The sequence below is a fragment of the Kribbella sp. NPDC003505 genome, from assembly GCF_040610875.1.
In the GTDB taxonomy this organism is placed as follows: domain Bacteria; phylum Actinomycetota; class Actinomycetes; order Propionibacteriales; family Kribbellaceae; genus Kribbella.
In genome coordinates, this window is record NZ_JBEXNA010000002.1 from 231,107 (window position 1) to 256,916 (window position 25,810).

23 protein-coding genes are annotated in these 25,810 nt (G+C 69.6%); 15 read left to right on the forward strand and 8 right to left on the reverse strand.

What is annotated here, in order from left to right; genetic code table 11:
• Window positions 1-7: 7 nt before the first annotated feature.
• Complete coding sequence (locus ABZX12_RS05520; RefSeq protein ID WP_355690099.1) at window positions 8-4,645, reverse strand: ATP-dependent helicase; 4,638 nt, start codon at window positions 4,643-4,645, stop codon at window positions 8-10.
• A 109-nt stretch (window positions 4,646-4,754) separates the two neighbouring features.
• On the opposite strand from ABZX12_RS05520, the gene ABZX12_RS05525 reads away from it, so the two are divergent.
• Together ABZX12_RS05525 and ABZX12_RS05530 are read left to right on the forward strand one after the other, a co-directional pair.
• The gene (locus tag ABZX12_RS05525) at window positions 4,755-5,882 is read left to right on the forward strand and encodes a hypothetical protein (RefSeq protein ID WP_355690101.1); all 1,128 of its coding nucleotides are present in this window, start codon (window positions 4,755-4,757) and stop codon (window positions 5,880-5,882) included.
• Window positions 5,879-6,073 carry a DUF3046 domain-containing protein gene (locus ABZX12_RS05530; protein WP_355690102.1) on the forward strand — a complete coding sequence of 65 codons (195 nt, stop codon included), beginning with the start codon at window positions 5,879-5,881 and terminating at the stop codon, window positions 6,071-6,073. The genes ABZX12_RS05525 and ABZX12_RS05530 overlap by 4 nt, the downstream gene beginning before the upstream one ends.
• Window positions 6,074-6,101: 28 nt before the next feature.
• Here ABZX12_RS05530 and ABZX12_RS05535 read toward each other — a convergent pair whose 3' ends face one another.
• Together ABZX12_RS05535 and ABZX12_RS05540 are read right to left on the reverse strand one after the other, a co-directional pair.
• The gene (locus ABZX12_RS05535) at window positions 6,102-6,662 is read right to left on the reverse strand and encodes a GrpB family protein (RefSeq protein ID WP_355690103.1); all 561 of its coding nucleotides are present in this window, start codon (window positions 6,660-6,662) and stop codon (window positions 6,102-6,104) included.
• Window positions 6,663-6,701: 39 nt separating this feature from the next.
• A complete protein-coding gene (locus ABZX12_RS05540; RefSeq protein ID WP_355690104.1) occupies window positions 6,702-7,493 on the reverse strand; it encodes a hypothetical protein in 792 nt (263 codons plus the stop codon).
• Window positions 7,494-7,743: 250 nt separating this feature from the next.
• Here ABZX12_RS05540 and recA point away from each other — a divergent pair, with 250 nt between their 5' ends.
• The 7 genes from recA (at window position 7,744) to ABZX12_RS05575 (ending at window position 15,721) form a co-directional block, all read left to right on the forward strand.
• Window positions 7,744-8,817, forward strand: a complete 1,074-nt coding sequence (gene recA / locus ABZX12_RS05545; protein WP_355690106.1) for a recombinase RecA — start codon at window positions 7,744-7,746, stop codon at window positions 8,815-8,817.
• 1,606 nt (window positions 8,818-10,423) lie between these two features.
• Window positions 10,424-10,987, forward strand: a complete 564-nt coding sequence (locus ABZX12_RS05550) for a regulatory protein RecX (protein ID WP_355690107.1) — start codon at window positions 10,424-10,426, stop codon at window positions 10,985-10,987.
• Window positions 10,988-11,144: 157 nt separating this feature from the next.
• Window positions 11,145-11,459, forward strand: coding sequence for a GNAT family N-acetyltransferase (locus ABZX12_RS05555; RefSeq protein WP_355690109.1), 315 nt, complete (start codon window positions 11,145-11,147; stop codon window positions 11,457-11,459).
• Between the two features lie 10 nt (window positions 11,460-11,469).
• Window positions 11,470-11,862: an MmcQ/YjbR family DNA-binding protein gene (locus ABZX12_RS05560; protein WP_355690111.1), complete on the forward strand. Its 393-nt coding sequence runs from the start codon at window positions 11,470-11,472 to the stop codon at window positions 11,860-11,862.
• 195 nt (window positions 11,863-12,057) lie between these two features.
• The gene (locus ABZX12_RS05565) at window positions 12,058-12,423 is read left to right on the forward strand and encodes an antitoxin (RefSeq protein ID WP_355690113.1); all 366 of its coding nucleotides are present in this window, start codon (window positions 12,058-12,060) and stop codon (window positions 12,421-12,423) included.
• Window positions 12,424-13,583: 1,160 nt separating this feature from the next.
• Window positions 13,584-15,224, forward strand: a complete 1,641-nt coding sequence (rny, locus tag ABZX12_RS05570) for a ribonuclease Y (protein ID WP_355690114.1) — start codon at window positions 13,584-13,586, stop codon at window positions 15,222-15,224.
• 5 nt (window positions 15,225-15,229) lie between these two features.
• A complete protein-coding gene (locus ABZX12_RS05575) occupies window positions 15,230-15,721 on the forward strand; it encodes a GNAT family N-acetyltransferase (RefSeq protein ID WP_355690116.1) in 492 nt (163 codons plus the stop codon).
• Window positions 15,722-15,728: 7 nt separating this feature from the next.
• Here the strand turns inward: ABZX12_RS05575 and ABZX12_RS05580 are convergent, their stop codons facing one another.
• The 5 genes from ABZX12_RS05580 to ABZX12_RS05600 all read right to left on the reverse strand — a co-directional run bounded on the left by ABZX12_RS05580 (window position 15,729) and on the right by ABZX12_RS05600 (window position 19,571).
• Window positions 15,729-16,688 (reverse strand): neutral zinc metallopeptidase, encoded by a 960-nt coding sequence (locus ABZX12_RS05580; protein WP_355690118.1) that lies wholly within the window; start codon window positions 16,686-16,688, stop codon window positions 15,729-15,731.
• Window positions 16,689-16,714: 26 nt separating this feature from the next.
• A complete protein-coding gene (locus ABZX12_RS05585) occupies window positions 16,715-17,005 on the reverse strand; it encodes a DUF6458 family protein (RefSeq protein ID WP_355690120.1) in 291 nt (96 codons plus the stop codon).
• Between the two features lie 68 nt (window positions 17,006-17,073).
• Window positions 17,074-18,237 carry an acyl-CoA dehydrogenase family protein gene (locus ABZX12_RS05590; RefSeq protein WP_355690121.1) on the reverse strand — a complete coding sequence of 388 codons (1,164 nt, stop codon included), beginning with the start codon at window positions 18,235-18,237 and terminating at the stop codon, window positions 17,074-17,076.
• 44 nt (window positions 18,238-18,281) lie between these two features.
• The gene (locus ABZX12_RS05595) at window positions 18,282-18,857 is read right to left on the reverse strand and encodes a DUF1707 domain-containing protein (RefSeq protein ID WP_355690123.1); all 576 of its coding nucleotides are present in this window, start codon (window positions 18,855-18,857) and stop codon (window positions 18,282-18,284) included.
• A 21-nt stretch (window positions 18,858-18,878) separates the two neighbouring features.
• Entirely contained in the window at window positions 18,879-19,571 is a 693-nt protein-coding gene (locus tag ABZX12_RS05600) for a type 1 glutamine amidotransferase (RefSeq protein ID WP_355690125.1), read from the reverse strand.
• Here ABZX12_RS05600 and ABZX12_RS05605 point away from each other — a divergent pair.
• The 6 genes from ABZX12_RS05605 to ABZX12_RS05630 all read left to right on the forward strand — a co-directional run bounded on the left by ABZX12_RS05605 (window position 19,555) and on the right by ABZX12_RS05630 (window position 25,767).
• Entirely contained in the window at window positions 19,555-20,487 is a 933-nt protein-coding gene (locus ABZX12_RS05605) for an FHA domain-containing protein (RefSeq protein WP_355690127.1), read from the forward strand. The two genes, ABZX12_RS05600 and ABZX12_RS05605, sit on opposite strands and share 17 nt — an antisense overlap.
• A gap of 9 nt (window positions 20,488-20,496) precedes the next feature.
• On the forward strand, window positions 20,497-21,717 hold the full coding sequence (gene dxr / locus ABZX12_RS05610) for a 1-deoxy-D-xylulose-5-phosphate reductoisomerase (RefSeq protein ID WP_355690129.1): 1,221 nt from the start codon (window positions 20,497-20,499) through the stop codon (window positions 21,715-21,717).
• On the forward strand, window positions 21,714-23,030 hold the full coding sequence (locus ABZX12_RS05615) for a site-2 protease family protein (protein ID WP_355690131.1): 1,317 nt from the start codon (window positions 21,714-21,716) through the stop codon (window positions 23,028-23,030). The genes dxr and ABZX12_RS05615 overlap by 4 nt, the downstream gene beginning before the upstream one ends.
• 6 nt (window positions 23,031-23,036) lie before the next feature.
• Entirely contained in the window at window positions 23,037-24,185 is a 1,149-nt protein-coding gene (gene ispG, locus ABZX12_RS05620) for a flavodoxin-dependent (E)-4-hydroxy-3-methylbut-2-enyl-diphosphate synthase (RefSeq protein WP_355690133.1), read from the forward strand.
• Between the two features lie 111 nt (window positions 24,186-24,296).
• Window positions 24,297-25,178, forward strand: coding sequence for a trypsin-like serine protease (locus ABZX12_RS05625; protein ID WP_355690135.1), 882 nt, complete (start codon window positions 24,297-24,299; stop codon window positions 25,176-25,178).
• 40 nt (window positions 25,179-25,218) lie between these two features.
• On the forward strand, window positions 25,219-25,767 hold the full coding sequence (locus ABZX12_RS05630) for a nucleosidase (RefSeq protein ID WP_355690137.1): 549 nt from the start codon (window positions 25,219-25,221) through the stop codon (window positions 25,765-25,767).
• Window positions 25,768-25,810 lie beyond the last annotated feature (43 nt).

The following is a 25,810-nucleotide window of genomic DNA, read 5'->3' on the forward strand; positions in this document are numbered from 1 at the left end:
CGCTACTTCAGGCCCGCAGCCGCAGACCGCGCGGCGTTGCGTGGAACCCTGCCTTGGCCAACGCGTCGCCGAACGCCGTATGCCGGACCTGCTCGCCGTCGGCTGTCTCCACACTGAGCTTGCCGAGCTGCCCGTCCCGAATCGCCAACGCCAACGCGTCCACGGCAGGCTGGAGCAGGTCTGGGTCCTCGGTGAAACTCAGCACGGTCCTGCCGCCACGCTCGACGTACACGATCAGCTGCCCGTCGACCATCACGACCAATGCGCCCGCTTTCCGGCCCGGACGATGCCCGCCCGCACTCTCTCGCTCAGGCCAAGGCAAAGAGGCACCGTAGGGATTCGCCGGATCGGACGCAGCCAGCACGACTGCGCGCGCGGTCAGCTCTTCGTCCTTGCGGCCGCCCGCCCGTGAGCCGCCGGGGCCGAAGCGCCCCGGTGGACCGAACGGTCCCTCAGGTTTGGCGGGCGACGGCAGCTCAGCGAGCGCCCGTAGCCGGTCGACTGCGCCGGGCAACGCGAACTGTGCGGCGCCCAGCCCAGCGACGAAGTACCCGCGCCGGCATCGACCGGACTCCTCGAACGCACTCAGCACCTTGTAGACGGCCGCGAACCCGCCCGGCGTCCGCTCGGTGATCACCGAGCCTCGCGTCACGATGCCGTAGCGATCGAGCAGCGTCTCCGCCGCGGCGTGCGCGCGCCGCGTCGCGTCGGAGCTCCGCTCCGGGAGCAACGACCATCGACCGCCCGCGGTGGGCGGACCACTGCGTGACGGCATCGCCGGACGTCCAGGTCGTAGCGGTCGCCCAGGACGCGCGCGTGGAGTGGAACGACGTGTCCGATGACTGCCTCGGCCGCCGCCGACGAGCGATCGGACCGGCGTGAGGGTGTCGTTCGTCAGGTACCCCGCCCACACGAGGTCCCAGAGAATGCTCACCAGCGTCTCGTCCTCCACCACACCCGAACGGGATCCGACGACGTCGCTCAGTTGGCGGAAGAAGAACGCGCCACCGCCGGACAACGCATCGAGGACGGCCTCATGGGTCTCGCCGAGCTCGAAGGCCGGATCCGGGTCGGGCAACGTCAGGTCGCAGTTGTCCGCGAGATGAAGCGATACCCATCCGTCTGTCCCCGGCAACGAGCCTGAGCCGGCCCAGACCACTTCACCGGTCGCCGTCAGCTCGTCCAGCATCGACGGCTGATACCCGGGGACCCGCGAGGGCAACACGATCGACTCGAGCGCCGACGCCGGGACCGCGCATCCCGCGAGTTGCTCGACGGCGCCGAGCAGCACGTCGTACCCGCGGCCGCGGCTGCTCGTGATCCCTTGCCAGGCCGGCAGGAATCGCGCCAGCGCAGACGGATCGACCGGCTCGACCTCCTTCCGCAACGCGGCGAGAGAGCGCCGGCGCAAGAGGCGCAGCACCTCGCTGTCGCACCACTCGAGCGCGATCCCGCCCGGCAGGAACTCACCCTCGACGACTCGACCGGCCGCACTCAGCCGGCGCAGCGCGTCCGTGACGACGGCGACTCCGATCCCCAGATGCGTCGCGAGATCGATCGCGCGGAACGGTCCGTGCGTCCGCGCATACCGCGACACGAGGTCGCCGAGCGGGTCGGCGACCGGCTCGGCATGCGCCTCCGCGACCCCGGGTGGCAGCGGCACACCGAGGGCGTCGCGCAACCGGGCCACATCCTCGACGACAGCCCATCTGTGCTCGCCCGCGATCCGCACCCGAACGACGCGACGCGCCGCGGCCAGCGACGTCAGCCAGGACTCCGCGTCCGAACCGTCGACGCACCGCTGGGTTGCCTCCGGCAACGACAGTGGGCCGACGATCCGCAGTACGTCGAACAAGCCCTCGGCATCGCGGGCTCGACGATCCTCGGCCAGGCGTTGCAGCTCGGCCTCGGTCCGCAGCACTACTTCCGCGTCGAGCAGCTCTCGTAGCTCGGTCCGCCCGAGCAGCTCCGCCAGCAGGCTCTGGTCCAGCGCGAGCGCGGCGGCGTGCTTCTCGGCGAGCGGGCTGTCGCCCTCGTACATGAAGGCGCCCACGTAGCCGAACAGCAACGACTTCGCGAAGGGTGATGCCTCCGGCGTCTCGACCTCCACGACCGAGATCCGGCGCTCTTCGATCCCGGTCAGCAGATCCTTCAACGCCGGCAGGTCGTACACATCCTGGAGGACCTCACGCAGCGTCTCGAGCACGATCGGGAACGAGCCGAACTTGCTGGCCACACTCAACAGCTGCGACGCGCGCTGCCGCTGCTGCCACAGCGGTGATCGACGCCCCGGGTTGCGGCGTGGCAGCAGCAACGCCCGCGCCGCGCACTCCCGGAACCGCGCCGCGAACAAGGCGGATCCGCCGACCTCGTTGGTGACCAGATCCTCGATCTCGGCCGGATCGAACAGGACCAGATCCGCACCCGGTGGCGCCTCGTCCGTCTCCGGCAGGCGCAGGACGATCCCGTCGTCGCCGGAGACCGACTGCGCGTCCATCCCGTACCGATCCCGGAGCCGCGCGGCGATCGCCAGCGCCCACGGACCGTGCACCTGCCCGCCGTACGGCGAATGCACGCAGACCCGCCAGTCGCCGAGCTCGTCGCGGAACCGCTCGACGACGATCGTCACGTCGTCAGGCACGCGGCTGGTCGCGTCGCGCTGCTCGGCGAGATACGACACCAGGTTGTTCGCGGCGTACTCGTCGAGACCCGCCGTCCGTGCGCGCTCGACCGCCTTGCCGGCCGGCAACGACGCCATCTTGCGGACGAACGCCCCGGTCGCCGCGCCGAGCTCGGCCGGCCGCCCCACGGCGTCGCCCTTCCAGAACGGCAACCTGCCCGGCTGACCGGGGGCGGGGGAGACGAGCACCCGGTCATGCGTGATGTCCTCGATCCGCCAGCTCGACGCGCCGAGCGTGAACACGTCGCCGACGCGGGACTCGTACACCATCTCCTCGTCGAGCTCGCCGACCCGGTGGTTCGTCGACTCGCCGACCAGGAACACCCCGAACAGCCCGCGGTCCGGAATCGTCCCGCCGCTGGTCACCGCGAGCCGCTGCGCGCCCGGCCGGCCGGAGATCTCACCGCTCACCCGGTCGAACACGATCCGCGGTCGCAACTCCGCGAACTCGTCGGACGGGTAGCGACCGGACAGCATGTCGAGCACGCCGTCGAACGCCGATCGCGGCAGCGTCGCGAACGGGGCGCAGCGTCGCACCAGAGCAAAGAGGTCGTCGACGTCGATGGCTTCGAGGGAGACGATCGACACGATCTGCTGCGCGAGCACGTCCAGCGGATTCGCCGGGATGTGCAGACTCTCGATCAACCCCTCCCGCATGCGCTGCACGACGACCGCGGTGTCGATCAGATCGCCGCGGAACTTGGGGAACAGCACGCCGCGCGAGACGGCGCCGACCTGGTGACCGGCCCGTCCGACACGCTGCAGCCCGCTGGCGACGGACGGCGGCGCCTCGACCTGGATGACCAGATCCACGGCGCCCATGTCGATGCCGAGCTCGAGGCTGCTCGTCGCCACGACGCACGGTAGCCGCCCGGACTTCAGGTCGGCTTCGATGAGTGCGCGCTGCTCCTTGCTGACCGAGCCGTGGTGGGCCCGCGCGATCAACGGCGGCGCCGCGAGCGATCCGCCGGACTGCGCCATCAGCTGAGCAGGTGACCCGAGCTCGGGCAGCTCCAGCTCGGCGCGCTCGGCGGCAATCTCGTTCAGCCGGGCCGTCAGGCGCTCGGCGAGGCGGCGCGAGTTCGCGAAGACGATCGTCGAGCTGTGCCGGCTGATCAGGTCGAAGACCTGCTCCTCGACATGCGGCCAGATCGATGCGTGCTGTTGCGGCCCGGCCGCGGACCCTGAGGTCTCCACCTCGGTCGCGGCCAGCTCGGCCATGTCTTCGACGGGGACGACGACACTGAGGTCCCACTGCTTCGTGAACTTGGGCTGCACGACCGTGACCGGCCGCTCGCCGCCGAGGAACCGTGCAACCTCCTCCACCGGTCGCACGGTCGCGGACAGACCGATGCGCTGCGCCGGCTTCGGCAGCAGCGCATCGAGCCGCTCGAGGGTCAGCGCCAGATGTGCGCCGCGCTTGGTCCCGGCGACGGCGTGCACCTCGTCGACGATGACCGTCTCGACGCCACGCAACGACTCCCGGCCTTGCGAGGTCAGCAGCAGGAACAACGACTCCGGCGTCGTGATGAGGACGTCGGAGGGCCGCGACGCGAACCGTCGTCGCTCGGCGGCCGGGGTGTCGCCCGATCGCACCGCGACCTCGACGTCGATCGGCGCCTCACCGAGCCGGCGGGCGGTCTCCCGGATGCCGATCAGCGGGGCGCGGAGGTTCCGCTCGACGTCGACGGCGAGGGCCTTCAGCGGTGACACGTAGAGAACCCGGCAGCGCAGCTTCGGGTCGGACGGCGGCGGCGTCGTCGCCAGTCGGTCGAGTGCCCAGAGGAAGGCCGCCAGCGTCTTCCCGGAGCCCGTCGGCGCGACCACCAGCGCGTCCCGGCCCGCGGTGATGGCGTCCCACGCCTCGAGCTGGGCCGGGGTGGCCGCCTCGAAGACGTCGCCGAACCACGCCCGGGTCGCGGGCGAGAACCGGCTCAACGCGCTGGTCTTCTTCACGCCGACCATCTTGCCGGGTCCCGCCGACAGTTTTCACGAACCGTCCCGTCGCCCACCGTGAGCACACGCTTTCCGTCCGATGCCCAGCTTGTCCCCTTCGTCTGGAATGATCGACGGCATGATGAACCGCGTACGTGCAGCCCTCGTCGTCGTGGCCTGCCTGGTCGGGCTGACCGGGTGCGTCAAGCTCGACGCCGACCTGAGGGTCGGGTCGAACGAGACGGTCTCGGGGACCATGAAGATCGGGGTGGACAAGCAGCTGCTGCAGTCCAGCGGCCAGTCCCTCGACAAGGTCCGGCAGCAGATCGAGAGCAGCATCAAGTCGGGCGCCACCGAAGGCGTCGAGTGCAAGTCGTACGAGGACGACAAGTACGTCGGCTCGGACTGCTCCTTCAAGAATGTGCCGTTCGACAAGATGGGCAGCTCGAGCGGTGACGGCGTCAGCTTCACCAAGGACGGCGACAAGGTCACGGTGAAGGTCAAAGCCAGTGACCTGGGCAGCAACCTGCCGTCCGGTGGCAGCCAGCCGGACGTGAACTTCAAGATCACCATGCCGGGCAAGATCCTCGAGCACGACGGCGGTGCGAAGGTCAGCGGCCGGACGGCGACCTACGACAGCGTCGACAAGCTGGGCAAGATTTCCCTGACCTCCGAGGCCGGCGGCGGGTTCCCCCTGTGGGCGCTGATCCTGATCATTGTGCTCGTGGTGCTGGCGATCGCCGCGATTGTCTTCTTCGTGCTGCGCGGCCGGAAGGCGAAGGGCCCGCAGGGCTACGGCCAGCAGTTCCCGGGTCAGTACCCGGGCCAGCCGGGTCCGTACGGCGGTCAGGGGCAATACCCGGGGCAGCCCGGATACGGTCAGCAGCAGTACGGCCAGCCCGGACAGCAGTATCCGGGTCAGCCCGGTCAGTACGGCGGTCAGCCGGGCCAGTACGGCGGACAGCCGGGGCGGTACCCGGGCCAGCCACAGCAGGGGCAGCCCAGTCAGGGCCAGCCGCCGTACGGCGGGCAGCAGCCAGGGCAGCCTGGTCCGCAGCAGTACCCTGGGCAGCCTCAGCAGGGGCAGTGGGGCTCGCAGCCGCCGCAGCAGCAGCCGCCGCAGCAGCAGGCTCCCGGTGGTTGGGGTCAGCAGCCTGGACAGGGTCAGCAGCCTGGTCAGCCGCAGCAGGGTTCGCCCTACGGCCAGCAGCCGCCGCAGCAGGGCGGGTGGAGTCAGCCTCCGAAGGACAACGACGGGCAGGCATGAGACTGACGGAATTCTGGGCACGGATGGATCACCATCTCGGGCCCGCGTATGCACGGACCTGGGCAGAGACCCAGGTGGTTCAGGAGCTCGACGGCCGCACGGTCGTCGAGGCCCTGGCCGACGGTGAGGCCGCCAAGGTGGTGTGGCGAGCCGTGTGGGCGCACCTCAACCTTCCGCCCAGTGAGCGCTGATGCTCAGAGCAACGACTCGAGCCGCCCGCTAGCTGGTCCATCCGGTGCGGGCGGCCCATTCCTCGGCCGGTAGATAGATGAGATCGCAGACCGGGTCCTTCAGGTCGGCGTAGTCGCCGATCTCCAGCCGGAGCGCGGCGGCGTGCTGCTTGAAGACGGCGTACGCGTGGGCCGTGTCCGGATGATTGCGCAGGTAGTCGCGGAACAGCAGGGCGTACCGCTGGTTGGCCCGGCCGGCGACCCGGATGTGCAAGTTCACCCGACGCCGGTACATAGGCTCGACCAACATCCGCTTCACCCACTGGATGTCGTCAGCGGGCAGCCCCGGAACCGGATGGTCGCGCCGTGGCGGGCGGAGTTCCCAGTCCGCCGCGACCATCCGCTCGGCCACGTCGTCCAGTTCGGGTTCGGTGGCCACCGTCACCTGGATGTCGAGGATGTCCTTGGCCGGCAACCCGGGGACCGAGGTCGAGCCGATGTGATCGATCCGCTGGACCAGTTCGCCGAGCTGTCCACGGATCGCGTGCGCGGTCTTCTCGTACTGCGCGGGCCACGTCTCGTCCGGCTGCACGATGACGATCTCGTTCATGCGCCGATCATCCCAAGCCCGCCCGGGCCTGGGACAGCTTCAGAGAGGTTTGACCCGGAACGCGCTGGAGATGAGCAGCTCCGCGGCCTCGTATGCCGCTTTCTTGATGCCCTTGCGCTCGTCGAAGAAGCCGCCGACCACGCCGACGCCGGGAAGCTTCCCGACGAACCGGGCGCCCAGGCTGCCGCGCGGACGCTCCTCGAACACCTCGCTGAGCCCGCCGAAGAGCTTGCTGAGCCGCCAGACCAGCCGCACGCCCTTGCGCAGCCCCATGTCCTTCGACACCTCGTTGAGGCCGAGTTGCTCCGTGACGTCCTTGCCGGCGACCTCCGGGTCGTCGTACTTGAGGACCTCGTCCGGCGTGATCGGGCGGTCGGTGAGGACCCGGATGATGATGGACGTCCGGTCGGCGTGCGCCTCCACGCCGTACTCGCGGCAGACCGCGCCGATCACCATCGCCTGCACCGCCGCGCCGAGGGTGTCCTTCATCGGCAGCCGGTCCGCCGCCGCGCCGCTGAGCCGGGGGAGCCCGGCGACGACCGCGGCGAATCCGCCCAGCCGCTCGACCCACCAGTCGCAGCGCTCGGCCAGCGGGAGCGTCGGCCACTCCTCGTGGCCGGGCACCTTCATCTGCAGCAGCCGGTCGATCGCGAGGATCAGCCCCTTCTCGGCCAGGTTGGGCTTCTCCTGGTCGGAGTAGTCGCTCAGGAAGCTGCGGATGCCGAACGGGTCCTGCGAGCGGAGCGCGTCGAGCACGATGTCGATCCCGAACTCCACCCGGCTGATCGCGAGGACCACGGCGGAATCGGGGACGTCGGGACGGTCTGTCACGCCCGCAAGAGTAGGGATCGGCCGGGTCAGGATGGTTGCCCGGACAGGCTTCGGCGTGTCAGTTGTGATTCGAACACGTGTTCGGGATACTTTGGTGCTCGGAAGGTGGCCGGGACGGCCGAGTTGTCCACAGATTCGAAGTGGCTGCGAAAACTGTCCGTGGCGGCGAATACCTTCTCTGGCGACAACGAAGTTCCTTCGGGCGGCCGGCCGGCGGCCCCGATTATCAGATGGGTCAGGTGGCAGTCACATGGCGGGTGCAGCGAGTGCGGAGCGCGCGGTGGCCGATCGCGAGAAGGCGCTTGCGACCGCGCTGACGCAGATCGAGCGGCAGTGCGGCAAGGGTGCGGTGATGCGCCTGGGTGAGCAGGGCAAGGCACCGATCGAGATCATCCCGACCGGCTCGATCGCGCTCGACATCGCGCTCGGGATCGGCGGTCTGCCGCGCGGCCGGGTGGTAGAGATCTATGGTCCGGAATCCTCCGGTAAGACCACGGTCGCCCTGCACGCGGTCGCGAACGCCCAGCGGGCCGGTGGGATCGCGGCCTTCATCGACGCCGAGCACGCCCTCGACCCGGAGTATGCGCGGAAGCTCGGCGTCGACACCGACGCACTGCTGGTCTCGCAGCCCGACTCCGGTGAGCAGGCGCTGGAGATCGCCGACATGCTGGTCCGCTCCGGCGCGATCGACATCGTGGTGATCGACTCGGTGGCCGCGCTGGTGCCCCGCGCCGAGATCGAGGGCGAGATGGGCGACAGCCACGTCGGTCTGCAGGCCCGGTTGATGAGCCAGGCGCTCCGGAAGATGACCGGTGCGGTCAACGGCACCGGGACGACGGCGATCTTCATCAACCAGCTGCGCGAGAAGATCGGCGTGATGTTCGGTTCACCGGAGACCACGACCGGTGGTCGCGCACTGAAGTTCTACGCGTCGGTGCGGCTGGACGTGCGCCGGATCGAGTCGCTCAAGGACGGCACGGACGTGGTCGGGAACCGGACCCGCGTCAAGGTCGTGAAGAACAAGGTGGCCCCGCCGTTCAAGCAGGCCGAGTTCGACATCATCTACGGTCAGGGCATCAGCCGCGAGGGCAGCCTGCTCGACCTCGGCGTGGAGCAGGGCTTCGTCCGCAAGGCCGGCGCCTGGTTCACGTATGAGAGCGACCAGCTCGGCCAGGGCCGGGAGAACGCACGGAACTTCCTGCGCGACAACCCCGATCTGGCCAACGAGTTGGAGAAGAAGATCAAGGAGAAGATGGGCATCGGCCCGACGCTCGACGCCCCGGCCGACGAGGCCGCCAAGGCCGAGGTTGATGTCGACTTCTGATCGACCCTCCGCGGGCGGCAGCGTCCCCCGGCAGCCACCGGCTGCCGACGACGCTGCCCCCGCGGCGCTGTCTCTACCCCACGACGAACGCCTCGCGCTGGCCCGCAAACTCCTGGCCGAGGGCGTGACCGCGTCTGCGGACACAGGTAGCTCCGCCGAGCGCTCGTCGTACCGGCGGACGTCGGCGCGCCGAGTGTCCGCGGAGCGTGACCGGTCCGAGTTTTCGCCGGACGATGCCCGGCGGGGTCGCGGCGGCGACACAGCAGCTGAGGCGGGTCCGGCCTCGTCTGCGGGTTCGATGCGAGGAACACGTCGTACGCGCGGTCGTAGCGCCAGGCCTGCCAACGCGTGGGACGACTCCGACGACTTCCTCGACAGTGGCGAGACGGAACGCAGCACGGGCCGACGCACCGGCTCGATCAGGCGAACTGCCGGCACGGTCGATCCCTGGGACGAGCCCTCGACCACCGACCGCGATTCAGGCGGACGGCGTTCTCGTCGGCGATCCGTCCAACCGGAGTCCGACGCTGAATCACCAGCCCGAAGCGGTACGTCGCGGCCGGATTCCGAGCCGCAGGCTTCATCGCCGGTCCGACGCGATTCGCTGCGGCTGTCCGCCGACGCGAATCCGATCGACCCGTGGGGCGACGAAGACCAGCGCCCCGCGGTCCGACGCGATTCGCTGCGGCTGTCCGCCGACGCGAATCCGATCGACCCGTGGGGCGACGAAGACCAGCGCCCCGCCCGGACATTCAAGGCGAAGGCCGCCGCACGCCAGGCCGAAGCGCGAGCCTTCGCCGACGACACCCCCGCGCCACCCCAGGAACGCACCGCCCGCGAGACGCCGGCGCGGCCCAACACCGGTGATGACCCAGCAGCACGCCCGACCCCAGATGAATCGGCCTCAACCTCCCGCAACAACCACACGGAGCCTGCCGCCTTCGACCCCTGGGCAGACCCACCCGACAACACCACCCCACCCTCTGCCAACAACCACCCAGCGCCGCCCGACACACCCGCCTCAGTCAAGCGAGGCCCGGGTACGACGGAATCTGCGGTCGAGCGGGGCCCAGGTACGGCGGACACACCCGCAACAAGCCGGGGCTCACATACGGCGGACGCGCCTGCCTGCGAGCGGGGTTCAAGCACAGTGCACGGGCCTGCTTGCGAGCGGGGTTCAAACACGGTGGACGCTCCGGCGGTCGAGCCGCAGTCAAAGGCGGCACCCACAGTCGACCGTGCTTCGAGCTCAGTCGGCACGCCCGTCGAAGGTGGACGGCGCGGCTCAGCCGACCCGTGGTCGGATCCGGCCGATGCTTCTGGCGAGGAGCGGCGGTCAGGCGGTGCGTCCGCCGAAGCTGTCTGGCGAGACTCGGCCGACCGATCTGCTGATGATCCGTGGGCGGGCCTGGCCGATGCACCTGCCGGTCCCGGGGCAGCCAGCGAGTCGCGCGACCAGGTGCCCGGCGGAGCGCGTGGCGAGGGATCGGCCGGGTCGCGCGGCCAGGCATCGAACGCCGGGGAGCGTGAGGCGGCGGGCGGGGGGCGGCGAGGGTTGGCTCGGCGGCGGGTTGGCGGCGGGTTTGGGCGGCGGGGGAAGCGGTCTGTGCGGGACGAGCCTGAGGGGACGGGGGATCCGCAACTGGAGGGGGAGGCGGGGGATCCGTACTCGGTGGCGCGGACGATTCTGCTGGACAAGCTGACGGGGCAGCCGCGTACGCGGGCGGAGTTGGCCGATGTGCTCGCCGAGCGGGACATTCCGGACGAGGTGGCCGATGAGGTGCTGGATCGGTTCACCGAGGTCGGGTTGATCGATGACGCGGCGTTCGCGAACGCGTGGGTGGAGTCGCGGCACCGCGGACGCGGGCTCGGGAAGCGTGCGCTGGCGCAGGAGTTGCGGCGGCGCGGGGTGGACGACCAGTTGGCGCGGGATGCGCTCGAAGAGCTGGATCCTGAGCAGGAGGAGCAGACGGCTCGCGAGCTGGTACGGCGCAAGCTGCGGTCGATGCGGTCGCTCGATCGGCAGGTGGCGATACGGCGGCTGGTCGGGATGCTTGCGCGTAAGGGGTATCCGGGCGGTCTCGCGATGAGCATCGTCAAACAAGAACTCGACGCCAGCCACGAAGAGTTTCCGCTCCTCGACTCCTCCGGCCTCGAACCTGAGTTGTGAGGCTCGAAGCTGGGTCGTGAGGGTGGAGGTGGAGTGCATGGGCCCGTCGGGGCGTGGCGTGGTTGTCCGGGATGGGCTTGCGGGGGACCGGGCGGGGATTCGGCGGTTGTTGGGGGAGTTGCACGGAGCGGCAGCGGGCTCGGTGAGTTTGCCTGTCGTGCGGCAGGACGCGCGGACGTTTGTTGCTGTGGATGGCGACGCGCTGGTCGGCATCGTGGTGGGGACGTTTGTGGATTACGGGCGTGAGCCGTACGGGATGGTTGAAGAGTTGGTCGTCGCGCCACAGTGGCGTGGGGCGGGGACCGGTGCGGCGTTGCTGGACGAATGCCGGGAGTGGTTGGCGGCTTCAGGGGCGGAAGTGGTGTTCGTGTCGGCGGTCGATCAGGAGGCTGCCGAGTTCTATCTGCGGGCCGGGTTCAACCGGTGCGTCGGGCCGTGGTTGTGGGCCGGTAGCGGCACCAAGCGGGAGTAGCGTCGGCCGTATGACGAGCCTGGGTGATGTGGAGCGGTTGGTCTCGGCGCTGCCGGAGACCGAGGAGGCCACTCGGCATGGCATGCGGACGTGGAAGGTCGGGGGGAAGGCGTACGCGTGGGAGCGGCCGTTCAGCAAGGCGGACGTGAAAAGGTTCGGGGACGAGACGCCGCCGGACGGCCCGATTCTTGCGCTGGTCGTCGAGGATCTCGCGGAGAAGGAAGCCGTACTCGCGGCGCGGGCGGGGGACGGGTTCTTCACGATTCCGCATTTCAACGGGTACGCCGCTGTGCTGGTGCAGCTGGATCGGGTGTCGGAAGCGGTCCTCGAAGAGGCGTTGCTCGACGCGTGGTTGGTGCATGCGCCGGCCGAGGTTGCCAAGGCTCATCTCGACGGACGGTAGACAGTGTACGGCTGTCGTGGGGGTGTCGAGCGGGCCGGTTGTCACGGAGGGTGACGGGGTTGCAGGGGCGGGCTGCGGCGAGGGGCGTTGACGGGTGCGGCGTGACGGTGTGTTATCCGAAGTAGGGCTGGTATTTGGGCCGGTCCGTAGGCTGGAATTTTCCGTCGATCCGCCCCAGACACCGCGGAGGGTGCAATGAACGATTTTCAGGAACAGGCGAAGAACTGGCTCCGGAATGTCGTCAAGCAGAACCCGGACAAGATCAAAGCCGGAGTCGAGAAAGCCGGCGATCTGGTCGACAAGCAGACCGGCGGGAAGTACGCGGACAAGGTCGATTCGGTGCAGGAGAAGGTCGGCGGATTCGTCGACAAGCAGAACGCCGCAGATGCGCCTGGTCAGGCGGAGCCGGCCGAGACTCCTCAGTCCACATCGCAGGCTGAGACGGCGCCTGGATCTGCTCCCGGCACGTCGGCCGGAGCCTCCGCGGGCACTGCTGGGCCCTCGACAGCCGGCACGTCGGATGCCGCGACGGGCACCCAGCAGGGCAGCACCAACAGCTGACGAACGGCAGAGGCAGCGGGCCTGACGGCAGCACAGGAACCGTGTTCCTCCCGGCAACTCGAGCGGAAGCATCAGAAGCGTGCAGGCGGTAGCCGGCGAGCCGGGATCGAAAGCGTGCAGGCAGTAGGGCCCGCGGCCGCGACCTAGGTCGCGAAGCCGGCGGGGTGAGGTCACGTGGCGTGAGGCCAAGCCGACGCGGGCAATGGGGCTTGTCTGCTTGCCCGTGGTGGTGGGGGTTCGGGGAGCGGAGTGGGCCTGAGGACGCTGGCCAGCGTCCGTCCCAGTGGTTGGCCTCCGCGCGCGGGCTAGCGATCTCCGCGGGCGGCAGGTCCTGCGACCGCAACCTGCGGTCGCGGAGCAGCCGGCCTGCGGTCGCAACCCGGACGACCTTCGGTCGGGAACTCGGGCGAGCTGTGGTCGGGAACCCGACGACCTGCGGTCGGCAAGCGGGCGACCTGTGGTCGGGAAGCGGACGACCTGTGGTCGCGAGCGCGGGGTCGGTTGGGGCAAGGCCTGCCGGGGGGCGGCGCGGGTGGTGGGGCTTGCCCGGTTAAGTGGGGAAGCGTAGACCACGGTGGGGAGTGGTCTGGGCGGGATCGGGGTGGGGGCGTGTGAGTGTCCGTCTTGACCGGCGTGGGGGGCGCGCCTAGCCTCGGCATCAGGAAGGGATGAAACCACCGGATCGGTGGCGGGTATAAGAACGGCCGGCTGGTGAAAGGTGCCGATCGGCCGCGAAAAACGCAACCACGCTCGACCGAGCTGAAGGAAGGACGACGGCGTTGTGCATCGCCGTCGGAATAGGCGGCACCGCGCGCAGGGCCGGAACGGGATGCGGGCGGCGCCATCGTGGTCTCCGAGGTGTCGTACGGCGACGTACGGTGAGCAGGCGAACGCTGGACGGCTGCGCAGGCAGTCGCTGCCTCGTCGGCGGACGAGGGTCCGCGGGCGCGCGGGCAGCAGCCACGCTGAGCGGTAGACGAACAGCGGCTTCACCGTCGGCACGGCCGGACAGGGCAACACCGGTACCGCCTCAGCCGAGGTGGCGCCGGCACCGCCGTACCCCGGTGACGCCTTACCGAACGGCCGGGCGGCCGAGTGGCTGATCCCTTCGACCGATGGCCACAGTCCCGCGTGGGACTCGAAGGAGAGGGGAGACGCCGATGACCGCGATGTCGGTTGGCCTGGCCCTGATCGGATTGCTGATCGCAGGACTGCTGGCCTGGATCGGGCTGACCCTCTCTCGCCGGAAGGCCGTCGACACCGCACGGCAGGAGATCACCCAGCGCGAGGAGGCGGACCTGGTCCGCCGCCAGGCCGAGGAGGACGCCGCCGTACTGCGGACGCGGGCCGAGGCGGCCGAGCAGCGCGCCGAGGAGATCCGCCGTGCCGCGGAGGACCGGGCGTCGGAGGTACGGCGGGACGCGGAGCAGCGGGCGTCCGACGTACGCCGGGAGGCCGAGGTGGAGGCGCAGTCGATCCGCGACGACCTGCGCGAGCAGCGGCTGGAGATGGAGCGCCGCGAGCACCGCCTGACCGAACGCGAGGAGCGGCTCGACGAGCAGCACCGCGGCATCGAGGAGCGCCAGACCGAGCTGACCGCGCAGCTGGCCGCGCTCGAGCAGCGCAAGCAGGAGATCAAGGACCTCGAGGACGAGCGCCGCCGGATCCTCGAAGGTGTCGCGAACCTGACCACCGAGCAGGCGAAGGCCGAGCTGGTCGCGGCGATCGAGGACGAGGCGAAGCGGCACGCGCACGGCATCGTCCGGGAGATCGAGCGGCAGGCGCTCGACGAGGGCGAGACGAAGGCGCGCAAGATCATCACCGGCGCGGTGCAGCGGCTGGCCTCGGAGCAGACCAGCGAGTCGGTCGTGTCAGTCGTCCATCTGCCCAGCGACGACATGAAGGGCCGGATCATCGGCCGCGAGGGCCGCAATATCCGGTCGTTCGAGCAGACCACCGGCGTGAACCTGATCATCGACGACACCCCGGAAGCGGTGCTGTTGTCCTGCTTCGACCCGGTACGGCGGGAGACCGCGCGGCTGACCCTGGACTCGCTGGTGCTGGACGGCCGGATCCACCCGAGCCGGATCGAGGAGATCTACGAGCGCAGCAAGGGCGAGGTCGCGGAGCTGTGCGAGCGGGCCGCCGAGGACGCGATGGCCGATGTCGGGATCACCGATCTGCACCCGGAGCTGATCCGGACGATGGGCCTGCTGCGCTACCGGACGTCGTACGGGCAGAACGTGCTGAAGCACCTGGTCGAGTCGGCGCACATCGCCGGGATGATGGCGGCCGAGCTCGGGCTGGATCCGAAGCTGTGCAAGCGCGGAGCGTTCCTGCACGACATCGGCAAGGCGCTCACGCACGAGTCCGAGGGCAGCCACGCGATCGTCGGCGCGGAGCTGGCCCGCAAGTACGGCGAGAACGACGACGTCGTGCACTGCATCGAGGCGCACCACAACGAGGTCGAGGTGCGGACCGTCGAGGCCGTGCTGACACAGGCGGCGGACGCGGTGAGCGGCGGGCGGCCGGGCGCGCGCCGGGAGTCGCTGGAGGCGTACGTGCAGCGGCTCGAGCGGCTCGAGGAGATCGCGATGCACCACGACGGCGTGGAGAAGGTGTTCGCGATGCAGGCCGGCCGCGAGATCCGGGTGATGGTGCTGCCGGACGCGGTCGACGACATCGCGGCGCAGGTGATGGCCCGCGACATCGCGAAGCAGGTCGAGGAGGAGCTCACCTATCCGGGGCAGATCCGCGTGACGGTGGTTCGCGAGTCCCGGGCGACCGAGGTCGCGAAGTAGTGGTGGTGATCAAGCCCGCGACGCAGGCCGACATCGACCGGATGATCGGGGCCCGGGACGGCGAGCCGGTCGCGCAGCACCACATCCGGGCTCGTTGGGTGCTCCAACAGTCCGGCGAGGGCGTGTACCTGGTCGCGTGGCGCGACGGCGAGATCGTCGGGCAGACGATGCTGCTGCGGCGGTCGAAGTACGACGAGGTGTACGCCGACGCGGATCCGGCCGAGATCAACGCCCTGCACGCGTACGTGCGGCGGCAGGGCATCGGCACGGCGATCATCCGCGCCGCCGAGGAGATCGCCGCGGGGGAGTGGAACCGGTCGGCGATCGGTCTCGCGGTCGGTCTCGACAACGACAGGGCTCGTGCGCTGTACGAGCGCCTCGGGTACGAGGCGTGGTCAGGTCCGCGGGTCGTGGACCGCTGGACCGAGCAGGCCGCGGACGGGACTGTCGTCCGGACGCACAGCGACCCGTGTGAGTACTTGCTGAAGAAGTTGTAGGCCCTGTCTAGGCGACACTGGCCGCTGACGCGGTGAAGGTGTTGCACGCCGCCGGGGAGCCCGCGTCGAAGCCGCGACGGGTCCACCGGCTGTGGTTCTTGGCGCTGCCGTGGTCGCGCTGCGTGCCCCACTCGTCGCCGCGGTGGCTGATGGTCCAGAGCCAGCGCTGCCGCCACGATCCGCTGACCGGGAAGAAACCCCGATCGGCGCCGAGGTAGGCGCCGCTCAGACAGGACGCCTGGAGTTCGATGCGCCGGCTTTCCAGCAGCGGGGCGTCGACGCCGTTCGCGTACGCCCTACGGGTCGCGGAGGCGTCGCTGATGCCGACCAGGTGCTGGATGTGGTGGCCGTACTCGTGCGCGACGAGATGCGCCATGGTCGTACGAGCCCAGAGCTTGTTGTACTTGCGGTAGTTGTCGATGTCGAACGTCGCGTTCATCGAGATCACGCCGTTGCCGCAGTACGCCGCCGAGTCCTGCACGTCGCACGCGGTGCGGGTCTTGCCGGTGAAGATGTCCAGCCGCGGCGACTCGAAGGTGAAGCCGGCCTTCTCGACGACGGGCTTCCAGACCTTGTCGAGGCACTGGATGTAGCCGGCGTAGTACCTGCGCACGTTGGCGACCGAGGTCGGGCGGATCGCGGGCTCCTGGCAGCGTGAGGCGGGAAGCCGGCCGACGCGGTACAGAGGGTTCTGGGCGACGATCCGCAGCTTCGCCGCCAGCATCGCCTTCGTCGAGTCGACCGTAGCCGTCCGGCTGGACACAGTCGGCGAAGGCGATGGCGACGAAGGGGCGGGCGACGAAGGCGTGGGTGACGAAACTACAGACGGCGTAGGTGTCGTGCGAACTGCCAGCGTCGCACCGGCCGTCGGTGCGTCGTCACGCCCGTCCACCTGCCGTACGACGACCGCAGCGCCCACGACGACAGCGACAACGACAGCGGCGACGATCCCCACCCGCGACTTCACGGGCGGAGCCTAGCTGGAAGCGGGGCTCAGTGGCGCTTCTGATCCCGTAGATGCGTCGGCATCACGTCGATTGGGTCGTCGGCGACGGGCCGCGGCGGATCGGTGCGGTACTGCCGTTCGACGTCCGGATCCATGACCGCGGGCTCGCTGCGCGGACGCCGGTTGGCGAGGCGGTACGACAGCCAGATCCCGGCCGCGCCGCCGAGCATGATGATGATGCCGAGCGCTGTCAGGTTGAACGTCTCGGACGTGTCCCGGACGGCGAACGCGATGACGGCGCCGATCACGACGAGTGCGATTCCGGCCCCGATCCGCATAACAGCTCCTTCCGAACGCGGAGTAACCGATCTCACTCCCTGTGCCCAAAAGGAAGCAACGGTATGCGTCAGCGGAAGGCGGACTGGCCGGTCAGCGCCTGGCCGATCACCAGCTGGTGGACCTCGGACGTGCCCTCGTAGGTGAGGACCGACTCCAGGTTGTTGGCGTGCCGCATGATCGGGTACTCGCCGCTGATCCCGTTCGCGGCGAGGATCGTGCGGCACTCGCGGGCGATCGCGATCGCCTCGCGGACGTTGTTCAGCTTGCCGACCGACACCTGCTCGGGCCGCAGCGCGCCCTTCTCCTTCAGCCGGCCGAGGTGCACGGCGAGCAGGATGCCCTTGTTCAGCTCGACGGCCATGTCGGCGAGTTTCGCCTGCGTCAGCTGGTACGCCGTCAGCGGCTTGTCGAACACGATCCGCTCACCGGCGTACTCGACCGCGGTCTCCAGACAGTCCCGGGCCGCGCCCATCGCGCCGAAGATGATGCCGAACCGGGCCTCGTTCAGGCAGCCGAGCGGCCCGGACAGACCGCGTGCCTCCGGCAACATCGCGGACTCCGGCAGCCGGACGTCCTCCAGGACCAGCTCGGACGTGACGGAGGCGCGCAGCGACATCTTCTGCTTGATCTCCGGCGCGGAGAAGCCGGGCGTCGCCGTCGGGACCACGAAGCCGCGGACGCCGTCGTCGGTGCGCGCCCAGACCACCGCGACGTCGGCGACCGATCCGTTGGTGATCCACATCTTCGAGCCGTTCAGGATCCAGTCGGACCCGTCGCGGCGGGCGTTCGTGCGCATCCCGGCCGGGTTCGAGCCGAAGTCGGGTTCGGTCAGCCCGAAGCAGCCGATCGCCGCACCCGCGGACATCCGGGGGAGCCACTCGTTCTTCTGCTCGTCGCTGCCGTACTTCCAGATCGCGTACATCGCCAGCGAGCCCTGCACCGACACCAGCGACCGCATTCCCGAGTCGGCGGCCTCGATCTCCAGACACGCCAGCCCGTAGGCGACCGGTCCGAGGCCGGCGCACCCGTACCCGGTCAGGTGCATCCCGAGGAACCCGAGCGACCCGAGCTCCTTGGCCAGCTCCCGCGCCGGAATCGACGCCGTCTCGAACCACTCCGGCAACGAAGGCCGCAACCGCTCGTCCGCGAACCGCCGAGCGGTCTCCCGGACATCGACCTCCTCGGAGGTCAGCAGGGAGTCGACATCCACCAAGTCCAACGAAGCAGCCATGTGCTCACGCTAGCCGCTCGAACCCCGCAGGGCTGTGCGTCGGCTCACTTGCGGTACCAGGGCCACCACCAGTGGCGTTTGCGTGGGTGGCGGACGATGACGCTGGCGTGGTGGGCCTTGCCGGTGACGTGCAGGCGGACGCCGCCGGGGCGCGGGGCGACGGCCTTGTTCTTCGCGCTGCTGTGGTTGGACTCGACCTGGTCGATGTCGACGCTCCAGCCTTCGGGGATCACCATCACGACCGAGCTGTGGATGGCCTGTGCGTCGACGTGGATGTCCGACCAGTGCACGATCGCCTCGGTGAAGTCGAGTTTCACCGACGAGTGTTCCGCGATCGCGGTCAGCCGCTCCGGCACGACCCACGCGCCCTCACGCTTCTGCGCGCTGTGCCGTGCCCGCAGCGTCAGTTCCTGGGAACTGCCGTGGGCGACCGGCACCAGGTCCGCGGTCGCGTTGCGGAGCTCGAGTTGCGTCTTGGCCGAGTAGATCTGCGTCAGTCGCTCGTCCAGCTCCTGGAAGTCCAGCCGCCCGTCGGAGTGCGCCTCCTGGACCACAGCGGCGGCCCGTTCACGGTCGTTGTCGGATGCCCGGTGATTCGGCGGCGGCTGCTCCAGACTCATGTCCCATAAGGTAGCGCCGCATCAGCCGACGAGGGACAGGAATCGACCGACGACGGCCGACCAGGTCTTGTCCAGTTCGGCGGCGTGGCGCTCCGCGTCGGCGACCACCTCGTCCGGGTCGAACCCGAGTGACCGCAGCCGCTCGGGGTTCCAGCGCCGTACGCGGTCTGCCTCCACCTCCGGATGGAACTGCACGCCCCAGCTCTGCCCGAGGCGCAGCATCTGGTTCTGGCACCGCTCGCTGGACATCAGCAGCACGGCGTCGTCCGGAAGCCTGGTGATCTGGTCCTGATGGCTCTCGACCGCCAGCACCGTCGACGGGAGGCCGGCCAGCAGTACGTCGTCCTCGGCCGCCGGGAGCACCGTCAGCGCCGTCACACCCTTCTCCGGCTGCCCGTACTTCCCCTGCACCTCGCCGCCGAACGTGTGGGCCAGCAGTTGCGCTCCCAGACAGATCCCGAGCACCGGCACCCGGCCGTGAGCCGCGCGCAGCAGCGCACGCTCCGCCGGCAGCCAGGGCGAGCGCTCGTCCTCGTCCGGCAGCATCCCGCCGCCGAGCAGGATCAGCGCCGCATACCCGTCGACGCCCGCGGGTACGGGATCCCCGTCCCACGCCCGGACGACGGCCGGGGTGATCCCGCGCTCGTCGAGCCAGTCGAGCAGTCGGCCCGGTCCACTGTCGCGGTCGTTCTCGATGATGAGTACAGAAGTCACGCGGCAACGGTACGGCGGCGGCACACCGGGCATCGCCGTACCGGAGTGGCGATTCCTGGATACTGAAGCACTGGGGGTGCCGATGGAGCCGGTCAGTGGATTCGTGCGCGCTGTGGTCGGAGATGTGGCGTTCATCTTCGGCAAGGGCATGGTCAGTGCGTACCTGCTCGCGCGCCGCAACGGATGCGCGCGGCCGCAGCTCGACCTGCTGGTGCGCTCGCACGGCCAGTACGTACCGCTGTCGGTCCCGGCGGGCACCGTCCCCGCGGTGGGCCGCCTGGTCGGGCTGGACGAGATCCGCCCGGCTCCGATGATCACGGTCGAGTTCACCCCGGGCGACACCGGCGCCGAGGCGCATCTGGCCGCCAACAACCCGGTCCTCATCACCATCACCGATGTCAGCCACCGCGAGTACGACGCGGTCGTGCTGACCACATCACTCGGCGCGGCGGCGTATGCGCAGCTGCCGCCGGGGTACTACCACGTCTCGGCCGTCGTCATCGACGAGTACGGCGACCTGCTGCAGGGGTACGGCGCTCAGCACAACCTGCTGGTGGAGAAGGGCGACGACCTGATCGTGTCGCTGTCGATCCGGACCGCCGGTGTGGCGGAGATCGCAGCCGCGCTGGAGACCGGTCCACAGCCCGCACTGGTGGGCCAAGAGGGCGACGTCGTACCGCTCCTCGACTTGGTCCGGATCGGCCGCGCGCCGGACTGTGACCTGATCGTGGACCGCCAGGAGATCAGCCGGCACCACGCCGAGCTGTTGCGGATCGACGCGGCCGGCTACGAGCTGCGCGACCTGGGCTCCACCAACGGGACCCAGGTGAACGGCGTACCGATCGAGACGGCGCCGGTCGTGCACGGCGACGAGATCCGGCTCGGGGCGCTCCCGTTCCGCATCCTGCTGTCCTGACCTGGAACAATGGCCGCCGTGAACCCGCGTAGCGTCGTCATCCTCGGCTCGACCGGCTCGATCGGTACCCAGGCGCTCGAGCTGATCGGACGCAACCGCGACCGCTTCCGCGTGGTCGCGCTGTCCGCCGGCGGCGGCAACGTGGCGCTGCTCGCGGAGCAGGCGCTCGAGTTCGGTGTCGAGGTCGTGGCGGTGGCGAAGGCCACGGTCGCGCAGGACCTGCAGCTCGCGTTCTACGCCGAGGCGCAGCGGAAGGGGTACGCGCAGGGCGAGTTCCGGATCCCGAAGATCGTCACCGGGCCGGACGCGTCCAGTGAGCTCGCGGCGCTGCCGTGTGACGTGGTCCTCAACGGCATCACCGGATCGGTCGGCCTGCACGCGACGCTGGCCGCCCTGGACGCCGGGAACACGCTGGCGCTCGCGAACAAGGAGTCGCTGGTGATCGGCGGGCCGATCGTCACCCGGCGGACCAAACCCGGGCAGATCGTCCCGGTCGACTCCGAGCACAGCGCGATCGCCCAGTGCCTGCGCGGCGGCTCGCCGGACGAGGTCCGCAAGCTGCTGCTGACCGCGAGCGGCGGCCCGTTCCTCGGCCGGCCGCGCGCCGAGCTGGCGAACGTCTCGGTGGCGGAGGCCCTCGACCACCCGAACTTCGCGATGGGCCCGGTCGTCACGATCAACTCGGCCACGCTGGTCAACAAGGGGCTGGAGCTGATCGAGGCGCACCTGCTGTTCGGGATCCCGATGGACCGGATCGACGTGGTGATCCACCGGCAGCAGGCGATCCACTCGATGGTGGAGTTCACCGACGGCGCCACGATCGCGCAGGTCGGCGTACCGACGATGACGGTGCCGATCGCGCTCGCACTCGGCTGGCCCGACCGGATACCGGACGCGTCGCCGCCGTGGAGCTGGGCCGAGGCGGGCACCTGGACCTTCCAGCCGGTCGATCACGCAGAGTTCCCGTCGGTGGCACTGGCCCGCGAGGCCGGGACCCGCGGCGGCACCGCTCCGGCCGTGTTCAACGCCGCGAACGAGGTCTGCGTGCAGGCGTTCCGGGACGGCCGGCTGCCCTTCCCGGCGATCGTCGACACGGTGGCCCGGGTGGTGACCGAACACGACGTACCCTCGTATGAGGAACTGTCTGTCGACGACGTGCTCGCGGCGGACGCGTGGGCCCGGAACCGGGCCCGTGAGATCACCGGCGTACAGGAGACCCAGCAGGCATGAGTGTGCTTCTCACCACCCTCGGCATCGTGCTGTTCGTCGTCGGGGTGCTTGTCTCCGTGGCGCTGCACGAGCTGGGCCACATGCTCCCGGCGAAGGCGTTCGGGATGAAGGTCACGCAGTTCTTCGTCGGCTTCGGGCGGACCCTGTGGTCCACCAAGCGCGGCGAGACCGAGTACGGCATCAAGGCGATCCCGGCCGGTGGATTCGTCCGGATCATCGGCATGATGCCGCCCGCCAAGGGCCAGGACCCGGCTCAGCCGCTACGGGTACGCAAGGCCAACACCGGCCCGATCCAGTCGATGGTCGAGAACGCGCGCTCCGCGGAGTACGAGACGATCGCGCCCGAGGACGACGGCCGGCTGTTCTACCAGAAGGTGTGGTGGAAGAAGCTGATCGTGATGGCGTCCGGGCCGCTGGTCAACGTGCTGATCGCCGCCGTGCTGTTCACCGGTCTCTTCACGCTGTACGGCGCCCGGGTGCCGCAGACCACCATCTCCACCGTCACCGACTGCGTGATCCCGGCCGACCAGGCCTCCGCGGATCGCAAGTGCCAGGACGGGGACAAGGTGTCGCCGGCCAAGCAGGCCGGATTCCAGGTGGGCGACCGGATCGTCTCGTTCAACGGCACCGCGATCGACAGCTGGGACCAGCTGACCCCGCTGATCCGGGCGAACACCGACAAGGCCGCCACCATCGTTGTCGAGCGCAACGGCCAGCAGCTGACCCTGAAGACCAGCACGATCGTCAACCAGGTCCTGGACAAGCCGGGGTCGGACAAGTACGTCTCGGTCGGGTTCCTCGGCGTCTCGCCGGAGAACAAGCTCGAGCGGCAGAGCGTCGGCTACGCCTTCGACCAGATGGGCACCTACACGGTCGCCACGGTGCAGGCCCTCGGCCGGTTCCCGGAGAAGCTGGTGGGCGTCGCGAAATCGATCGTCGGCGGTCAGCGCGACCAGGACAGCCCGATGAGCGTCGTCGGCGCGAGCCGGGTCGCGGGCGAGATCGCCTCCAGCAACCTCGACGTCGGCGCGAAGTTCGCGAGCCTGATCATGCTGCTCGCCTCGCTGAACCTGTTCCTTGCCCTGTTCAACTTCATCCCGCTGCTGCCGCTGGACGGCGGGCACATGATCGGCGCGATCTGGGAAGGCATCCGGCGCGGCTTCGCCAGGCTGTTCGGCCGCCCGGACCCCGGGTACGTCGACGTGGCCAAGCTGCTCCCGATCGCGTACGTCGCGGCCAGCGTGATCGTGGTGATGGGCGTGCTGCTCGTCATCGCCGACATCGTGAACCCCATCAAGCTGTTCAACGGATAAGGACACATGAGCATCAACCTCGGCATGCCTGCCTTGCCACCCCCGACCCTCGCACCGCGTCGCAAGACCCGACAGATCAAGGTCGGCAAGGTGCTGGTCGGCGGCGACGCGCCGGTCTCGGTGCAGTCGATGACGACGACGCCGACCAACGACGTCAACAAGACGCTGCAGCAGATCGCCGAGCTGACCGCGGCCGGCTGCGACATCGTCCGGGTCGCCTGCCCGCGGCAGGAGGACGCCGACGCGTTGCCCGAGATCGCGAAGCACTCGCAGATCCCGGTGATCGCCGACATCCACTTCCAGCCGAACTACGTGTTCGCGGCGATCGAGGCCGGCTGCGCGGCGGTCCGGGTGAACCCGGGCAACATCCGCCGGTTCGACGACCAGGTCAAGGAGATCGCGCAGGCCGCGAAGGACCACGGGACGTCACTGCGGATCGGCGTGAACGCGGGCTCGCTGGACAAGCGGCTGCTGGAGAAGTACGGCAAGGCGACGCCCGAGGCGCTCGTCGAGTCGGCCGTCTGGGAGGCGTCGCTGTTCGAGGAGCACGACTTCCACGACTTCAAGATCTCGGTCAAGCACAACGACCCGGTCGTGATGGTGCAGGCGTACGAGATGCTCGCCGAGCGCGGCGACTGGCCGCTGCACCTCGGGGTCACCGAGGCCGGCCCGGCGTTCCAGGGCACGATCAAGTCGTCGGTCGCGTTCGGCGCGCTGCTGTCGAAGGGGATCGGGGACACGATCCGCGTCTCGCTGTCCGCGCCGCCGGTCGAGGAGGTCAAGGTCGGCCTGCAGATCCTGCAGTCGCTGAACCTGCGCGAGCGCAAGCTCGAGATCGTCTCCTGCCCGTCCTGCGGCCGCGCCCAGGTCGACGTCTACACGCTCGCCGAGCAGGTCACCGCCGGGCTCGAGGGCATGGAGGTCCCGCTCCGGGTCGCGGTCATGGGCTGCGTCGTGAACGGCCCGGGCGAGGCCCGCGAGGCCGACCTCGGCGTCGCGTCCGGCAACGGCAAGGGCCAGATCTTCGTCAAGGGCGAGGTCATCAAGACCGTCCCCGAGTCGGCGATCGTGGAGACCCTCATCGAAGAGGCGATGCGCATCGCCGAGCAGATGGAGCCCGCGGAAGGCGCCGAGCCGACCGTCACCGTCAGCTGATCGCCCTGCCCGAAGGATTCCCATTGATGTGGGAGCGGTAGGACGTTCAGGACTTCTCCAGGGGCAGGCGCGGGCGTACTGTGCCCGCAGTCCGTGCCCCTGGGAGGTTTCATGCGCAAGACGATCCTGACGGTGCTGGCGATCGGCGCGGCGGTGTGTGCGTCGACCGTGCCGGCGGCGGCGATCAACTCGTACAACGCGGCGCCCGCGCCGGAACGGACCGAGGTCGGGGCGTTCCTGGCGTTGTGGGACAACACCGGTGACGGCGTACCCGACCGGTTCGACTGGGTGTGCAGCGGGACGATGGTCGACCGGGACACCTATCTGACGGCCGCGCACTGCACAGACGACTGGCCGGCCGGGACCACGTTCTACGTGTCGCTCGACCAGGACGTGCAGACGCTCCTGGACAACGCCACGGCGCAGGGGCTGACCCCCGCGCAAACAGCGGCTTCATTCGTCGCGAATCATCACGCCGTGCAGGGCGACACCCATCAGGATCCGGCGTACCCGGGGAATTCGGCTGACGCGCACGACATCGGCGTCATCGACTTCGCGAATCGCGCGGCCGATCCCGCCGACGTCTGGAGCTTCACGCCGGCGACACTGCCGGGCGCGGGGCAGCTGGACGAGCTGGGCAGCCGCGCGCTCGACGCCGCGTCCTGGCTGGTCGTCGGCTACGGCACGCAGGAGGCCGTCAACGGACCGGGCGGTCAGACGCACCCGGGCGGCGGTGTGCGGATGAAGGCGGCAGTGGACTTCGACGCGCTCAACAACACCTGGGTCCGGCTCGCCATGACCGCGCCCCAGGGCAATGGCGGTGCCTGCTACGGCGACTCGGGTGGCCCGAACTTCGTCAGCCTCAACGGCAAGCTTGTCCTCGCCGCGACCACCATCACCGGCGACACCCCGTGCTATGCGACGAACGTCGTCTACCGGACCGACACCCCGTCGGCACGGTCCTTCCTCGCGCCGTACGTCAACCTCCCCTGATCCAGGCAGAGCTGGTCACCCGCCGACTACGCTTCGGCGGGTGACCAGTTACCTGATCGTCAGCGCCATCCGCGCCGAGGCTCGCTACGTCCCGGGGGATCTGCCCGTCGTCACGACGGGCGTCGGCAAGACGGCCGCTGCGGTGGCTACCGCCCGGGCGTTGGCGGAGCGGGACACGACCGGACTGGTGGTGCTGAACGTCGGTACGACGGGTGCGCTGCGCGACGGGTTGTCCGGGTTGTACCTGCCGAGCACGGTCGTCAACCACGACCTCAACGCCGACGCGATCCGGGCGATCGGGCTGGACCCGCAGGAAGAGCTGCAGGTCGACGGTGGGGACGGGACGGTGCTGGCATCAGGGGATGTGTTCGTGACGGATCCCGCCGTACGGGCACGGCTGGCGGAGCGGGCTGATCTGGTGGACATGGAGGCGTACGGCGTCGTGTACGCGTGCCGCGCGTACGGCGTACCGGTCCGGGTCGTGAAGCACGTGTCGGACTCGGCCGACGAGGCGGCGCTGGACTGGCCGGCCCTCGTGGACGCCAGCGCGAAGGTGCTGGGGGAGTGGGTCCGTTCGCACACCTCCTAAACTGGGCTTGACCTTGACCCTGGGGGCAAGGTTTAGCGTCGGG

What these genes read in the sequence shown, in the direction of transcription:
- ABZX12_RS05595 (WP_355690123.1), bottom strand. Translation starts at nt 18,857, where the DNA reads ATGAGTCTGGAGCAGCCGCCGCCGAATCACCGGGCATCCGACAACGAC.
- ABZX12_RS05625 (WP_355690135.1), top strand. Translation starts at nt 24,297, where the DNA reads ATGCGCAAGACGATCCTGACGGTGCTGGCGATCGGCGCGGCGGTGTGT.
- ABZX12_RS05535 (WP_355690103.1), bottom strand. Translation starts at nt 6,662, where the DNA reads ATGAACGAGATCGTCATCGTGCAGCCGGACGAGACGTGGCCCGCGCAG.
- rny (WP_355690114.1), top strand. Translation starts at nt 13,584, where the DNA reads ATGACCGCGATGTCGGTTGGCCTGGCCCTGATCGGATTGCTGATCGCA.
- ABZX12_RS05560 (WP_355690111.1), top strand. Translation starts at nt 11,470, where the DNA reads ATGACGAGCCTGGGTGATGTGGAGCGGTTGGTCTCGGCGCTGCCGGAG.
- ABZX12_RS05565 (WP_355690113.1), top strand. Translation starts at nt 12,058, where the DNA reads ATGAACGATTTTCAGGAACAGGCGAAGAACTGGCTCCGGAATGTCGTC.
- ABZX12_RS05605 (WP_355690127.1), top strand. Translation starts at nt 19,555, where the DNA reads ATGAGTACAGAAGTCACGCGGCAACGGTACGGCGGCGGCACACCGGGC.
- ABZX12_RS05530 (WP_355690102.1), top strand. Translation starts at nt 5,879, where the DNA reads ATGAGACTGACGGAATTCTGGGCACGGATGGATCACCATCTCGGGCCC.
- ABZX12_RS05525 (WP_355690101.1), top strand. Translation starts at nt 4,755, where the DNA reads ATGATGAACCGCGTACGTGCAGCCCTCGTCGTCGTGGCCTGCCTGGTC.
- recA (WP_355690106.1), top strand. Translation starts at nt 7,744, where the DNA reads ATGGCGGGTGCAGCGAGTGCGGAGCGCGCGGTGGCCGATCGCGAGAAG.
- ABZX12_RS05590 (WP_355690121.1), bottom strand. Translation starts at nt 18,237, where the DNA reads ATGGCTGCTTCGTTGGACTTGGTGGATGTCGACTCCCTGCTGACCTCC.
- ispG (WP_355690133.1), top strand. Translation starts at nt 23,037, where the DNA reads ATGAGCATCAACCTCGGCATGCCTGCCTTGCCACCCCCGACCCTCGCA.
- ABZX12_RS05615 (WP_355690131.1), top strand. Translation starts at nt 21,714, where the DNA reads ATGAGTGTGCTTCTCACCACCCTCGGCATCGTGCTGTTCGTCGTCGGG.
- ABZX12_RS05585 (WP_355690120.1), bottom strand. Translation starts at nt 17,005, where the DNA reads ATGCGGATCGGGGCCGGAATCGCACTCGTCGTGATCGGCGCCGTCATC.
- ABZX12_RS05520 (WP_355690099.1), bottom strand. Translation starts at nt 4,645, where the DNA reads ATGGTCGGCGTGAAGAAGACCAGCGCGTTGAGCCGGTTCTCGCCCGCG.
- dxr (WP_355690129.1), top strand. Translation starts at nt 20,497, where the DNA reads ATGGCCGCCGTGAACCCGCGTAGCGTCGTCATCCTCGGCTCGACCGGC.